The organism is Sulfurovum sp. (assembly GCF_049668085.1).
GTDB lineage: Bacteria > Campylobacterota > Campylobacteria > Campylobacterales > Sulfurovaceae > Sulfurovum.
Genome location: NZ_JBATIY010000001.1, coordinates 1 through 16,309, shown reverse-complemented (window position 1 = coordinate 16,309; position 16,309 = coordinate 1). Strand labels below are relative to the sequence as shown.

General features: G+C 38.8%; 9 protein-coding genes and 1 pseudogene. All 10 read left to right on the top strand.

From position 1 onward, the window contains the following. Nucleotides 1-729: pseudogene (locus WBM70_RS00050) on the top strand (glycosyl transferase); the annotation flags it as partial. Next, nucleotides 726-2,444, top strand: coding sequence for a sugar phosphorylase (locus tag WBM70_RS00045; protein ID WP_424556473.1), 1,719 nt, complete (start codon nucleotides 726-728; stop codon nucleotides 2,442-2,444). The pseudogene WBM70_RS00050 and the gene WBM70_RS00045, both read left to right, overlap by 4 nt. A gap of 61 nt (nucleotides 2,445-2,505) precedes the next feature. Next, complete coding sequence (gene galU, locus WBM70_RS00040; RefSeq protein WP_424556472.1) at nucleotides 2,506-3,342, top strand: UTP--glucose-1-phosphate uridylyltransferase GalU; 837 nt, start codon at nucleotides 2,506-2,508, stop codon at nucleotides 3,340-3,342. A gap of 548 nt (nucleotides 3,343-3,890) precedes the next feature. Further along, nucleotides 3,891-6,398, top strand: coding sequence for a sugar phosphate nucleotidyltransferase (locus WBM70_RS00035; RefSeq protein ID WP_424556471.1), 2,508 nt, complete (start codon nucleotides 3,891-3,893; stop codon nucleotides 6,396-6,398). After that, on the top strand, nucleotides 6,398-8,431 hold the full coding sequence (locus WBM70_RS00030) for a glycoside hydrolase (RefSeq protein ID WP_424556470.1): 2,034 nt from the start codon (nucleotides 6,398-6,400) through the stop codon (nucleotides 8,429-8,431). The genes WBM70_RS00035 and WBM70_RS00030 overlap by 1 nt, the downstream gene beginning before the upstream one ends. A gap of 52 nt (nucleotides 8,432-8,483) precedes the next feature. Further along, a complete protein-coding gene (locus tag WBM70_RS00025) occupies nucleotides 8,484-10,526 on the top strand; it encodes an alpha-amylase/4-alpha-glucanotransferase domain-containing protein (RefSeq protein WP_424556469.1) in 2,043 nt (680 codons plus the stop codon). Then, complete coding sequence (locus tag WBM70_RS00020) at nucleotides 10,519-11,547, top strand: galactose-1-phosphate uridylyltransferase (protein WP_424556468.1); 1,029 nt, start codon at nucleotides 10,519-10,521, stop codon at nucleotides 11,545-11,547. The genes WBM70_RS00025 and WBM70_RS00020 overlap by 8 nt, the downstream gene beginning before the upstream one ends. Beyond that, on the top strand, nucleotides 11,540-12,979 hold the full coding sequence (locus WBM70_RS00015; RefSeq protein ID WP_424556467.1) for a glycogen synthase: 1,440 nt from the start codon (nucleotides 11,540-11,542) through the stop codon (nucleotides 12,977-12,979). Before WBM70_RS00020 ends, WBM70_RS00015 begins: the two co-directional genes overlap by 8 nt. After that, nucleotides 12,945-14,456, top strand: coding sequence for a glycogen synthase GlgA (gene glgA, locus WBM70_RS00010; protein ID WP_424556466.1), 1,512 nt, complete (start codon nucleotides 12,945-12,947; stop codon nucleotides 14,454-14,456). Before WBM70_RS00015 ends, glgA begins: the two co-directional genes overlap by 35 nt. A 13-nt stretch (nucleotides 14,457-14,469) precedes the next feature. Continuing rightward, nucleotides 14,470-16,309, top strand: a 1,840-nt coding sequence (gene glgB / locus WBM70_RS00005) for a 1,4-alpha-glucan branching protein GlgB (RefSeq protein WP_424556465.1), incomplete at its 3' end; no start/stop codon positions are given.

Sequence of the window (16,309 nt, the reverse complement as noted above, 5' to 3'; positions counted from 1 at the left end):
CGGTTATTTTTTCCTATTATTCATCCTGCTTTGGATTTTGAATCCAATAAAGGCTTTTATTCCCGTGTTACACATAAGCTTCATGGCCGTGCAACACGTCTTCTTTATTCACCGCTTATACATTCATTGGTAAAAGTGTTTGGCAGAAGCCGTTATCTGGATTATATGGAAAGCTTTAGATATTCTCTTTCGGGTGAATTTTCCTTTATTCGTTCATTGGGAAGAGGTATTGCTATCTCTCCCACTTGGGGACTAGAAGTTTCAACACTCAGTGAAGTCTATAAGAATACTTCAAACCGTCGTATCTGTCAGACTGAGATCATGGAGACCTATGAGCACAAACACCAGGAGCTCGGCTCACAAAGTTCAGGAGGCGGTATCTATAAGATGGCCAATGATATTTCCAAAACGATTTTCAGAGTAATGGCACAAGAGGGTATTGTATTTTCAGAGGCTGCATTTAAAACACTTCAGGCAACGTATTATCAAGAATCACGATTTGAGATATCAAAATATAGTGCATTAAGTAAGTTAAATGGTTTGGATTTTAATCGCGAGAAAGAGATCAATGCAGTAGAAGCTTTTCAGGATGCTATAAAAGAAGCGACAACAGAGTTTTATGAAGACCCTATGGGAATACCATCATTGTCTCCATGGATAACTGTACGATCAGTAATGCCGAATTTTTCAGACAAGTTCGCTGAATATGTAAAAGAGGATAACCAATGAAACATATATCGGATCCAGAGCATACGATCAATCAACGTCTTCACAAGCTTTATCCTGAAGAGATAGCGCAAAGGGCAGTGAATGATATTATTGATCTGATATTTAAATACAAACAACGCATTGATTCACAAGAGTATCACTTGAGTGAGAAAGATATCATTTTAATATCTTATGGTGATCAGGTACATCGTGATCATGAGCCTTCATTGAAGACACTCGGAGAATTTATGAATAAATATCTTAATGAGATCATAAACTCTCTTCATATTCTGCCTTTTTATCCTTCATCCTCTGATGGTGGTTTTTCAGTGGTTAATTATAGCGCTGTAGATCCACATATGGGTTCATGGCGTGAGATTGAAAGTATAAGTTCGGATTTCAGATTGATGGTGGATGGCGTGATCAACCATACTTCACAATTCTCAGATTGGTTTCAGGCTTATCTTGATGGTGACAAATATTTTGAGGATTATTTTATTGAGATGGATCCTAGTGCTGATCTTAGTAAGGTAGTACGACCTCGTGCCTCTCCACTGCTTAGTGAATTTGTAGACAATGAAGGAAAGATCCATCATATCTGGACAACATTCAGTAAGGATCAGGTTGATCTTAACTATAAGAATCACAGAGTATTGAGAAATGTCTTGGATGCACTTTTTTATTATATTGAAAAAGGTGCAACACTGATACGTATGGATGCTATTGCCTTTATTTGGAAGGAAGTGGGTACAGAGTGTGTCCATCTTCCTGAAACACATGAATTGATCCAGCTTATGAGAGAAGTGCTACATGAGGTAGCACCGGAAGTGATCATCATTACTGAGACAAATGTACCGCATCATGAAAATGTCTCTTATTTTGGAAGTGGAGATGATGAAGCGCAGATGGTCTATAATTTTGCACTACCACCGTTGTTGGTACATTCCATATTGCATGGAGATACAAAGACATTGACAAACTGGGCCAAGACACTTACCTTGCCAAGTAACAAAGTATGTTTTTTTAACTTTACTGCTAGTCATGATGGCGTGGGATTACGACCTGTGAAAGGCATACTCAGTGATGAGGATATCAATTATCTTGTCACACAAGTACAAGACCATGGTGGCCTGGTCTCATTTCGTTCAGAAGAAGATGGTTCACAAACTCCTTATGAGCTTAATTGTAGTTATATTGATACATTGAGTCATCCAGATGAAGAGGATATCTTACGCATTAAACGTATGCTGCTTTCTCAGGGTACAGTCTTGGCAATGCCGGGTGTTCCAGGTATTTATTTTCATTCTTTGGTAGGATCACGAAATTATCATGATGGTGTGAAACATACAGGTATAAACCGTTCGATAAACCGGGAAAAATTTCATATTGATTGGTTGGAAAATGAGCTTTCTGAGCAAAGTAATCTGTCGAAGATCATATTTGATAGCTATAGACGCCTAATTTCTATCCGTATCAATGAGAAAGCCTTTAATCCATTTGGTGACTTTTCATTTTTTGACCTTGAACCTAGACTTTTTGTTGTACAGCAGGCATGCAGTGACAATAAAGAGTATGTCTTTGCGATACATAATTTCTCAAATGAGCAAGTGAAATGTATAATACCTGATGAGATCACACTGCCTTTGAAAGATCTTCTTTCTTCCTATGAGGTGGATCAAACACGACAAGTCACACTTGAGCCTTATCAGATGATGTGGCTTAAAGGTCACAACTAAAATATAAACAAGACGATGGACAAAATAAAAAAATAAATTTAAATTAAAAAGGATAGTTAGAATGATTAAAACATGTTTATTCCCAGCAGCAGGTTATGGAACACGGTTCTTGCCAGCAACAAAAGCAATGCCAAAAGAGATGTTACCGGTTTTGACAAAACCATTGATCCAATATGGTGTTGAAGAAGCGATAGAAGCAGGGTGTGACATAATGTCTGTGATCACAGGACGTGGAAAACGTGCTATTACAGACCACTTTGATATTTCATATGAATTAGAACACCAGATCAAGGGCTCATCAAAAGAAGCACTTCTCAGAGACATTCGTAATATCATAGAGAAATGTACATTTACGTATACGCGTCAAAATGAGATGAAAGGTTTAGGAGACGCCATCTATAAAGGTAAAGTTCTTGTTGGATCTCAAGAGCCTTTTGCAGTTATCCTTGCAGATGACCTGTGTGTAAATACAGAGGGTGATGGTGTATTGAAGCAGATGGTGGACCTGTATGAAAAATACAAATGTTGTATTGTCGCTACGATGGAGGTACCTATGGAAGAGGTACATAAGTATGGTGTAATAGAGGGGAATATGATAGAAGATGATATTTATATGGTTTCAAATATGGTGGAAAAACCAGATAATGACAAAGCCCCAACGAATCTTGCCGTTATAGGTCGCTATATACTTACTCCAGATATCTTTAAAGTGATAGAAAATACCAAGCCGGGTAAAAACGGTGAGCTTCAAATTACAGATGCACTATGTGAACAGGCGAAAAATGGAATGGTGATTGCTTATAAGTTCAAAGGAAAACGTTTTGATTGTGGTAGTGTGGATGGCTTTGTTGAAGCAACAAATTATTTTTATGAACAGAGTCAAAATGAAATGAAGTAAAAAGACTAGGTGTTATCACATAGTCTTTTGAAGAAAAATCTTTTGAATCTTTTGTATTAAGGTTAGAATAATTTACTAACCATTGCCTAGGTTTCTTCCTGAATCTGCTTTAGATGGGCATCATCTATAAAACTCTCTGTATAGCGTGTTCTTTTGAGATTTTAACCTTATCAAGCAGAGCACGGAATATTTCTTGAATCATATGTTTTCTACCTAAGGAAAATGCTGTAGTAACTTGTATATATAGTAGTTTCATCTTTAAGTGGAAAAGTTGTCAATCTTATAATCTTGAAAGTAAAAAAGATTATACATAATAACGTAATTTAGAAAGAGAAAACGATACAGCTATTAGTGATCATTGTATCATAAAAGTTACGTTGGCGAATTTACCAGATATGTACACTATTTGCATTCCAAAAGCAACTATGCAAATATTGATTAAATATCAATCACTATATCGAAAGTCTTCTATATCAATTCTGATATCATTATCTAATATAATAGTTATATTTTTTATAAAGTTTAGATAAAAATCCATAGGAGTATAAATGAAAGCTGTTGTTATGGCAGGTGGTTTTGGAACCAGGATCCAACCACTTACTAACTCTCGTCCAAAGCCAATGTTACCCGTTTTCAACAAACCAATGATGGAGCATACAATGATGACCCTCAAGGATCTGGGGATCACTGAATTCATTGTTTTACTCTATTTTAAGCCTGAGATCATTAAAGATTATTTTGGAGATGGAAGTGATTTTGGCATCAAGATCACTTATGTTGTTCCAGATGATGATTATGGTACAGCAGGTGCAGTTAAATTGGCACAGGAATACATAGGAGATGAGAACTTTATTATCATCAGTGGCGATCTTGTAACTGATTTTGATTTCCAGAAGATCTTTGATTATCATGCTGAAAAAAATTCTAAATTGACCATTACCTTGACGTCGGTTGATAATCCGTTAGAGTTTGGTGTTGTTATTGCGAACGAAGAAGGGAAGATAGAAAAGTTTCTTGAAAAACCAAGTTGGGGTGAAGTTTTCAGTGATACGATAAATACAGGTATCTATATTATTGAGCCGGAGATTCTGGAGTATATTCCCAAAAATGAAAATTATGATTTTGGTAAAGACCTTTTTCCCAAATTAATGCGTGAAGGCGTAGATCTGATGGCTGGATACTCTGAAGGGTATTGGCGTGATGTAGGAAATCCGGAAAGTTACCGTGATGTATATGATGATATTTTAACAGGCAAGGTCAAATTCAAGATAGATGGAAAGAAAACAGAGTTACCTGATGGTGTGCTTTATTCTAATGAAACGTATGATTTTGATAAAAGTGTTGAGTTTGTCGGTACCGTGGTATTGGGAAAGAATGTTACGCTTAAAAAAGGTGTGAAGCTCAATAATGTCGTTGTTGGTGATAATGTTACCATTGGCAAAGAGTGTAAGATCCGAAACACTGTGATCTGGAATAATGTTGATATTCACTCAAATGTCAAACTTGATGCTTGTGTGATTTGCAATGATAATAAGATCGGTAAAAATGTCGCTGCCAATGCTGGGATGATATTGGCAGAAGGATGTGAGATCGGTCAGTTAACCAAGGTTGAAAAAGATGTTACTATCTGGCCTGATAAGGTAATTGAAGACGCTTCTATTGTAAGTCACAGTTTAATTCTTGGTAGTAAATACAAAAACTCTATTTTTGAGAACGGATTGGTAATTGGACAATCCAATGTGGAACTTTCTTGTGAAATGGCAACCAAATTAGCCGAATCCTTTGCTACACAACTTCCTATAGGTGTAACGGTATTGGTCTCAAGGGATTATCACAAAAATTCCCGTATGCTCAAGCGGGCTTTTCTTGGAGGACTTCTTTCTGCAGGTATCAATGTGATTGATTATAGAGATATTTCATCATCTGTATTGCGATGTAGTCTCTCTTCTAATGCTGAGTATGCAGCGGGTGTACATTTTCGACAGAAGCTTGATGACCCTACCAGTACGGTGATAACCTTTTATAACGATGAAGCATTACGTATCAATAACGATGTATCCAAAAAAATAGAAAAGGCATTTTTCAAGGAGACTTTCCGTCGTGTGGATTATTCTAATATAGGTGAGATCCATGAGTCTGATCATGCGAATGAATACACTGTATATAAAGATGGTATGAAAGCGTTGCTGAAAGCACATGCTTATAAGTGTACAGATTGTCGTGTAGCTGTCGATATGATGCATGGCATGGCTTCAGAAGTCTTTCCTGAGATATTAAATGATCTCGGTGTAGATAATATAATGTTCAATGCACATCCTGATGTGCATCGTTTGGCTAATATCAATAGTCTTGTTAATCAAACAACACAAGATATGAGTGCTGTGATTCAAGCATTGAAGCTCGATGCCGGATTTATACTTTATCCTTATGGTCAACGTTTGGACCTGGTCTGTGATAAGGGAACTGTCTTAGGTAAACAGAGTTCTTTGTATGTGGTTCTTTCTCTTTTAGAGATGGAAGCAAAAAAAACCGGCATTAAAAAAAGTGTTTTTTTACCTACGTGGGCAGCAGATATTGTTTATTTTGAAAATCTTGATGTTGAACGTGGACAATATGCGAATTTTAAGTCAGAAGATATGAAGCAGTATGATCTTGTAGCTACAGGAGAAGGTAATTTTACTTTTACTGAGTTTGCAACACATCGAGACTCTATGTTTGCCTCCTTAAAAATACTAGAGATGCTATTGGAGCATGATGTGACACTATCATCTATTATTGAATCATTTCCAGAATTTTATTATGAAACAATAAAAGTGGCATGTTCACAAGCTCTTAAAGGCAAGATGATGCGTATGTTCCTTGAAGACGCAAAAGGGAAAGAATCATCAACACTTGATGGTGTAAAGATATGGCTAGATACACATGATTGGATACTCATGATTCCTGATCAATACAGTGATCATCTCAATTTATATATACAAGCCGAAAACAATGAGAAAGGGCAGGAAATTTTAGCTACTTACATTGCTAAAATTGAAGAATGGTCTAAGTTATAATGTCTAAACCATCACTGAATCTCTGTTTTTTCTGGCATATGCATCAGCCGGATTACCGAGGTAGTGATGGAGTGATGAGTATGCCATGGGTGTTTCTCCATGCCATAAAAGACTATTATGAGATGCCATGGCTGTTAAGCCAGTACAAAGATCTAAAAGCGACTTTCAATATCACAGCGCCATTGATAGAACAGTTGAATCTTTATACTGATCCTTTGAAAAATGATTATTTTCTCTCATTATGGGAAAGAGATCCTTCAATACTGGATGATGAAGAGAGAGTCTGGCTCATTAAAACATGTAAATCAACACAGTATGAGACTATGATAAAACCTATAGAGCACTTTAGTTTTCTTTATCATAAGGAAGAACTCAGTGTTGAAGAGCTTATTGACTTTGAGATGCTTTTTATGCTGTCCTGGTGCGGGAACTATCTTCGTCATGAAAATACACTTGTAAAAATATTGTTTCAGAAAGAAAAAGGTTTTACACAAACAGACAAAGCACAGTTACTTCAAGTTTTATGTGACTTTGTATCAACGATATTGCCTTTTTATGCACGTTTGCAAAAAGAGGGGGTCATTTCACTTTCAACCACACCTTATAACCATCCTATATTGCCTTTACTTCTTGATATGGAGAATGCAAAACGTGCCAATGAACATACGACTCTGCCTGATAATCCTATGTCACTGAGAGAAGATGCAATTGAGCAGGTTGAACGTTCTATCACACTCTATGAGAAAACTTTTGGAACCACAGCAACAGGTTTCTGGCCGGCAGAAGGTGCAGTAGATGAAGAGAGCGTAAACATTTATAAAGAATGCGGACTTTCCTGGATAGCGACGGATGAAGCGATATTATTTCGTTCACTTGATGATGACACCCGTGCCAATTTGTACAAACCCTATGATTACAATGGTATGACGATAGGTTTCCGTGATCATGGGTTAAGTGATCTTATCGGATTTAATTATCGTTTTAAATCAGGACATGATGCAAGTGAACATTTTATGCAGGTGGTAGAACCTATAGCACATACCCAGGAGGATGCTACGCTTTTTGTGATACTTGACGGTGAAAATGCATGGGAGTTCTTTGAGAACAATGCGTATGATTTTTTTACTGCACTCTATGAACGTTTTTCAAATACAACCTGGTGTAAAACAGTGACGATGGATGAAGTGTCCAAACTGGAAAATAAAGATATTTTAGAGAAACTTTCTCCGGGAAGCTGGATACATGGAAATTTTGATACATGGTCGGGTCACTCTGAGAAGAACCGTGCCTGGGAACTGATATACCAGACACGGCGTGACGTGGATAATTATGTTGGAGAGATTTCCAAAGAAGTTGCAGAAGAGATCAAGTTCCATTTCTTAGCTTCTGAATGCAGTGACTGGTTCTGGTGGTACGGTGATGATCATGTGACAGAGTTTGGATTGGAATTTGATGCACTGTTTCGGGAACATTTGATACGCATATACCATTTGCTTCATGTGCAGCCGCCATCAGACCTTTTTATACCGATAATAGCACATAAAAGTGCGGTTTCATTTTTAGTGAAACCTCAGACATCTATTTCACCTTTGATCGACGGGAAAAACAGCTCTTTCTTTGAATGGCTTGGATCGGGAAGTGTGGATGAAAGCAAACTATACTCTACGATGGATAGAGTGCGTGGACCTATAGAGAAGATCCATTACGGACATGACCATAATACCCTTTTTCTTGCTTTTGAAGGACAGATAGAATCTCTTGAAACATCAAGTCAACACCTTCAGGTCATTATTGAAGAGACGGGTGAGAATCTTAGCTTTTCTATGCAAAAACCTTATGATGATAAAGATACAAAACTGGTCATAGATGAACGTCTGGAAATAGCACTTTCAAGAGCACATTTTAAGAATAACAGTACTGTACATCTTCGTTTTGAGATCATACAGGGAAATGACATTATCCAAACTATGCCCGGGTATGGAGCACTATATGTTGATTTGGATGAGACCTATGCAAATAACTGGTTTGTGTAAATGAAAGCAGTGGTTCAAAAACATAATCTTAACAATAGAACGGGGAAAATAGATGGCTAATACAACAAAATTACTGTTTGGAATTCATATGCACCAACCCGTGGATAACTTTGACTGGGTTATAGAACATGGGGTTGAAGTGTGTTACGGCCCATTTTTTGAAGTGATGAGCAAGTATCCTGAGTTTCGTTTTTCGGTACATTGCAGTGGATGGTTGATGGAGCAGATAGAAGAGCTTCATCCTAAACTGTATAAACAGATTAAGACTCTGGCAAAGAAGGGAAGTATAGAGTTTTTTAGTGCAGGGTATTATGAACCGATCTTGAGTGTGATTCCTTCAGAGGACAGGGTTGAACAGATTAATATGCTTAATGATGCTATTTCATCAGATCTTAATCAGGTACCTAAAGGACTTTGGCTCACAGAGCGTGTATGGGAATCATCGCTTATTCCTGATCTGAGTGATGCGGGTATCAAATACACAGTCATGGATGATTACCATTTTCAGTGTGCAGGATTTGATGAAGATATTCTGGATGGTTATTACATGAGTGAAGAAGGGGGAAAAGAGATAGGCCTTTTCCCTATCAGTAAGAAATTGCGTTATGCCATTCCTTTTTTAAATGTAGATTCTGCAATTAAGGCTATTAAATCTTTTGACAGAAAAGAGAATTCAGCAGCAATCATCTTTGATGATGCAGAGAAATTTGGCATGTGGCCAGGAACGCATGAATGGGTGTATGAGAAAGGTTGGCTGGATACTTTTGTTCAGGCAGTACTCGCTGATGAAACGATAGATACAATGCACTATGGCGAGTATTTTGAGCAGGAACGCACACGTGGCATAGCCTATCTTCCAAATGTCTCTTACTATGAAATGGGTGAATGGAGTCTTCGTGCAGAGGATACGCTTAAACTTGAAGCTTTGAAGAAAGAGATGGGGCATGAACGTTATGAAAAAGAGGGTGTCAAGTTTTTAAAAGGCGGAATCTGGAAAAACTTCTTAGTTAAATATGAGGAGAGCAACCGCATTCACAAACGTACTCTGGAACTTTCTAAGGCTCGCAAGCGTGTGAAAAAACATACTTTTGATGAAGCTTTATATAAAGCACAAACCAATGATGCGCTATGGCACGGTGTCTTTGGAGGGCTTTATTTACCTAACCTAAGAGATAATGCTTATACCTATATTATTGAAGCAGAAAATGTACGTTATGGTAAAAAAAGTATTTTGGTCTCTGATCAAAATGAACTTGATGGCCATCAGAAGGTCAAGGCAGTCACTGCGAAACATATCTTTCGTTTTGATGGAGCACACGGGGGACAGCTGGTAGAGTTTGACCTACGTAAAGCTTGTTTTAACTGGCAAAATACTTTAACACGTAGAAAAGAAGCCTACCATCAACGTCTGCTTAATCCTGAACAAGAAAAGGAGATCGTTCCTGCGGAAGAGGGTATAGATACAATTCATCATGCTTCTATGGAAGTCGATGACACGATTCTCGATGCGATCATCTATGACTGGTATTTGAAAAACTCATTTGTAGATCATATCAGCGATGCAAACTTTAACGGGGATAATTTCCGCTATTGTAATTTCCATGAATTTGGAGACTTTAGCAATCAAGCTTTTGAAGTACAGCTTGATAAAAACAAGGTTACTTTTTCTCGTGACGGAGGCCTTTATTTCCCTGAAAAGGTTCCGACCAGGCTGGAAAAAATCTACACCCCAAGTAAAAAAGGATTTGATTTTACGATCGATCTTTCGACTGAAGCGAAGGGGGATTTTTACTATGTACTTGAGCATAATTTTCATTTTGCCGATTATGATACAATAACAGTGAATGGTGAAACTTTATCTGATAATAAGAAGATCGAACAAGTCTGCGCACTTGAGATCTATGACGGACATTTAAAACAAAAGATCAATATTGAACTTGACCAACTGTGTGATATCTACTATTTTCAACTTAAAACGCTTTCACAGAGTGAACATGGTTTTGACCTGAGTGTACAGGGAATCAGTTTTGCCATGAAAATACCGTTTAGCAATGCTTTGTATATGAAAGGTTCTTTGGAGGTAGTGAATGTCTAATATCAGGTATGACCGTATACATGATACCCATGTCATCATTGCACCCGAACGTTTGCATCGTCCTGATTGCAGTTTTGATGTGGATGAGAAGAGAACAGTAGATGAAAATTGTCCTTTTTGTGAGGGCAATGAATCGATGACACCACCCGAGATCTTTTCCCATCGAAAAGCGGGATCTTTTCCCAATGAGAAAGGATGGCAAACCCGTGTGGTTCCAAACCTCTATAAAGCAGTGCAGATAGAAGCATCTTACGAGCATCATTATGGATTGTTCGAACATTGGGAAGGGTTTGGCGCACATGAAGTTATTATTGATACTCCTGAACACCACACCTCAATGACACAATGGAGTGAGGGAGCTATAGTAGAGTGGTTGAAAACACTGCGAAGCAGAGTAAGTGATCTGCGCCGCGATCAGCGTATTGCCCATATTTCATTGTTTAAAAATGAAGGATCTCAGGCGGGTGCAACGCAGGCACATTCACACACGCAGATCATCGGATTGCCTATCATCCCTAAATTGGAGAGAGAGAAGTATCAAAGAAGCTATGAGTATTATAAGCAGAATGGAAGAGCAATGATAGAATCTGTGATCATGCAAGAAGAAGAGAATGAAGAACGTATTGTTGACAAGCATGGAGATTTCACGGCTTTTTGTCCTTTTGCAAGTGCTTATCCATTTGAAGTGATGATCAGTTCAAAAAAAGCACTAGGACAGATCAATACTTTGAGCGACAGCAGTATCGAGACACTCGCACCTTTGCTTCTTGCTACGCTTGAAAATTTAAAGACCCAATTGGGTTGTTTTTCTTTTAATCTTGTAGTCACTACGCCACCGTTACAGGAAGATACTGTTGATCATGGATTGATTAACTGTGTAGATGAGGCTTGTCGATTTGCGATTCGCATTATGCCGCGTATCTATAAGTTTGGTGGTTTTGAAGTAAGTACAGGAGTGATCATCAATCCTGTTTTACCCGAAGTGGCTGCAAAACTATTACGGGAGAGTGCGGATGTCTAAACAACGGTTACTTTTTTCTGCCAGTGAAGTCTATCCTTTTGCTAAAAGTGGAGGATTGGCTGATGTAGCCTATAGTTTGCCTCGTGCATTGGGTACAGAGTATGAGGTGCATGTCATTATGCCGCTGTATCAGTTCGTAGATCGTGAACGATTTAATATTGTATCATTGGGTGAACATTTTGATGTGGTGATGGGAGGCGTTGTTTACCCTGTCGAACTCTTCGGTTGCCAATATGAAGGATTGGAGTATCGTTTTATCTATTCTCCGTTGCTCTGCGACAGAGACTTTCTTTATGGACCGCCTGATAGCGGGTATGAAGATAACGCTACAAGATACGGCATCTTCAATTATGCAATGGTTGCACTCCTAAAGCAAGAAGCATATACTGTTGTACATCTTAATGATTGGCAAAGTGCCTTGGTGCCACTGTTGATAAAAGAAGATAAGACTATTCAGACAAAGACAGTATTTACCATTCATAATCTTGCGTATCAGGGGGTCTTTGAGCCTTCTGTACTCAAAACACTTGGTATAGATAAGAGATACTTTACGATGGACAGTATGGAATTTTACGGACAAGTTAATTTTATGAAAGCGGGTATCGCGTATGCAGATATGATCACAACAGTGAGCCCGACCTATGCCAAAGAAATTTTAAGCTCCAAGTTTGGATGCGGTCTGGAAGGTTTTTTACATTATCATCGTCATAAACTTGTGGGTATTGTCAATGGCATTGATACAGAACATTTTTCTCCCTCAGAAGATAAAACACTTATCACTACTTATGTGGACTTGCGAGGTAAAGCGGTCAACAAAAGGGCTTATCTAAAGGAGATAGCGTTAAAAGATGCTAAAAAACCGCTTTTTATCTTTGTCGGACGATTTGCCTCACAAAAGGGATTGGATCTTTTGATAGAAGCTTTGCCAAAGATCGTTGCATTGGAGTGCAATATCGCTATTTTGGGTGAAGGAGAAGGGAAATATCATGATGCGCTAAAATCCATTGCCAGTAAGCACCATAATATACATCTAACGTTTGGGTACGATGAGGCTTTGTCACACAGAATGTATGCGGCAGCTGACTTCTTTCTCATGCCATCCTTGTTTGAACCATGCGGACTGGCACAGATGATCGCCATGCATTATGGATCGCTACCTATAGTCCATCAGGTTGGTGGTTTGGCCGATACGGTACATCATTATAAAGATTTTGATGCCAAGAGTACCAAAGGGTATGGCATCATATTTTCTGAACCAAGGGATGTTCTATTTATAAAGGCCATTGATGAGGCTATGGAACTTTATGTACATAAAAGACACTACAACAAGATAGCAAAACATAATATGCGATGCGATTTTTCCTGGCAAGAGAGTGCAAAGTCATATCTTGAGATATATGAAAAAATCTCAGAAAAGAAAAGTGATGTATAAATTAAAACTATTGATCGCAGCATCTGAAGTAGTTCCTTTTGCTAAGAGCGGAGGACTGGCTGATGTTTCAGGTGCTTTACCCAAAGCATTGCGTGCTTTGGGACATGATGTACGTGTGGTTATGCCGCGTTACTATATTGTCGATAGGGAAAAGTATGGCTTAAAACGCTTGGAAGGTACATTGGGTGTGCCTATGGGCATTATGGGTGAAGCATGGGCCGGGATCTATGAAGGCGTGATCCCAGACAGTGATGTACCAGTGTATTTTATAGATCATGAAGGATTTTTCGGACGAAAAGGTCTTTATGATGAAGAGGGTGAAGGGTATGGGGATAATGACAACCGTTTTATCTTTTTTTCCAGATCCGTGATGCAATTGGCAAAGATGCTGCGTTTTAAACCAGATGTGATCCATGTCAATGACTGGCATACGGCACTCATTCCTATTTTGCTCAACACCACCTATAGAAATGATCCTGATTTTAAACATGCGGGGACACTTCTGAGTATTCATAACTTACAGCATCAAGGTAAGTTCTATAAGGGTGCGATGGATGTACTTGATGTGGGATGGGAGCATTTCAATGCAAATGAACTTGAAGAGTATGATGGTGTGAACTTTCTTAAAGGCGGTATCGTACATGCAGATGCGATCAATGCAGTCAGTAAAAAATATGCGCAGGAGATATGTACACCAGAGTTTGGCTGGGGGCTTGACACTCTGATCAAAGATAAGGCATATAAGCTCTACGGTATTTTAAATGGTGTGGATTATGATGAGTGGAGTCCCGCAGTAGATACGTTGATACCACGTACTTTTGATCTTGATGATCTTGGGGGTAAAGAAGTCTGTAAACTTGCCCTTCAAAAAGAGTTTGATCTTCCACAACTCAGTGATATTCCGATTATTGGGCTTGTAGGCCGCCTTGCGGAACAAAAAGGAATCACACTTTTGTCTGCAGCCATAGGAAAACTGATGGAGTTAGATATCCAGATCGTTTTACTGGGTGCCGGTGAAAAATGGGCAGAACATTTTTTCATGGATGTTGCAGACAAGTATCCAGAAAAGTTTGCTTGTTATGTGGGTTACCAAAATGATCTCGCACACCAGATCGAAGCGGGAAGTGATCTCTTTTTGATGCCTTCACTGTTTGAGCCCTGCGGACTTAACCAGATCTACAGTCTACGTTATGGGACAGTTCCTATCGTACGGGCAACAGGTGGGTTAGATGATACGATTGAGAACTATGACAGTGAAAGTAAGAGTGGTACAGGTTTTAAATTTTATGATGCAACACCTGAAGCTCTTATCGGGACAGTAAAATGGGCAGTTGATACCTGGTATCAGGACAAGACAGGATTTGAACAAGTTCGACGTAATGCTATGCAAAAACGTTTTGACTGGAAAGAAGCGGCACAGGGTTATGAAGATCTTTACCGTCATATCATCGCTGGCCGTCTTAGCAGCAGCGAATAATAGGAACACAGCAATGACACACGCTATCCACTATAATGTTTCAACCTTGAGTGAAATGGACATTTATCTTTTTAAGCAAGGCAGTCATGCGAAACTTTATGAGAAGCTTGGCTCTCATATAATGGAGTATAAAGGAAAGCGAGGAGTCCACTTTGCTGTTTGGGCTCCCAATGCACAAACAGTAAGTGTGAGGGGTGATTTTAATGAGTATGATACAGATGCACATCCCCTTAAATTAAGAGAGGATGATTCTGGTATTTGGGAAGGTTTTATTGAAAATATAGAACAGGGTTTGACCTATAAATACCATATTGTCTCAAAGTTTCATGATATAGTTCATGATAAAAGTGATCCCTTCGCATTTTATAGTGAGAAACCTTCCAAATCTGCCTCACGTGTCTGGAAGCTTGACGAGTATCAATGGCAAGATGAAAGATGGATGAAAAAGCGTTATAAATATAATGCTCATGATGCCCCTGTCTCAGTATATGAGATGCATCTTGGTTCATGGAAGAGAAAAGTTGAAGAGGATAATAGGTATTTAAGTTACAGGGAGCTTGCCGTAGAACTGCTTGAATATTTAAAATATATGAATTATACCCATGTAGAGTTCATGCCTTTGACGGAGTACCCGTTCTTCGGTTCCTGGGGTTATCAGGTGGTCGGCTATTTCTCTGCGACAGCCCGTTTTGGAGAGCCTGAAGATCTGATGTGTCTGATCGATATATTACATGAAAACGGTATTGGCGTGATCATGGACTGGGTACCTTCACATTTTGCTGTCGATATGCATGGTCTTGTTAATTTCGATGGGACTGCACTGTATGAACATGAAGATCCGCAGAGAGGTTTTCATCCGGAGTGGGGAAGTTTTATTTTTGATTATGGTCGTAATGAAGTCAAATCATTTCTCATCTCTTCCGCTATGTTCTGGCTGGACAAATATCATATTGATGGTATTCGTGTGGATGCCGTGGCATCGATGTTGTATTTGAACTATGCACGGGAAGAGGGTGAATGGACACCTAATATCAATGGCGGTAATGAAAATCTTGAAGCTGTAGCTTTTTTACGTAAGCTTAACGAGAGTGTCTATGGCGAGTATCCTGATATTATGATGATCGCTGAAGAGTCCACGTCTTGGCCGATGGTAACGCGACCAACAAGTATCGGTGGTCTTGGTTTTGGTTTTAAATGGAATATGGGATGGATGCATGATACACTCAAATACATGGGTTATGATCCGATCCACCGGCAGTACCATCACAACCAGCTTACCTTTAGTCTCTGGTATGCTTTTGATGAACATTTTATGCTGCCACTGAGCCATGATGAAGTGGTTCATATGAAGGGTTCACTCATCAATAAAATGCCTGGTGATACAAATCAGAAGTTTGCCAACCTTCGTGTTATGTACGCCTATATGATGGCGCATCCAGGTAAAAAACTGCTTTTTATGGGAGGTGACATTGCCCAATACTCAGAATGGAATTTTGAAAAAAGTCTTGACTGGCATTTACTGGAAGATCCTTTACATGCTAAACTTCAAAGTATGGTACGAGATCTAAATCTCATCTACAGGAAAGAACGGGCGTTACATCAATATGACGAGAAACATGATGGTTTTGAGTGGATAGACGATGCTGATCATCAACATAACTGTATCAGCTTTATGCGCAAAAGTGATGTCGAAGATGAGACGGTGTATGTTTTGTGTAACTTTGCTGATGAGACACGGGAATCTTACACCGTAGGTGTACCATATGCGGGTAAGTATATTGAGATATTTAATTCTCAATCTATGTATTATGAAGGATCGAATGTCGGCAATTCAGGACCTGTTAGAGCCAAAA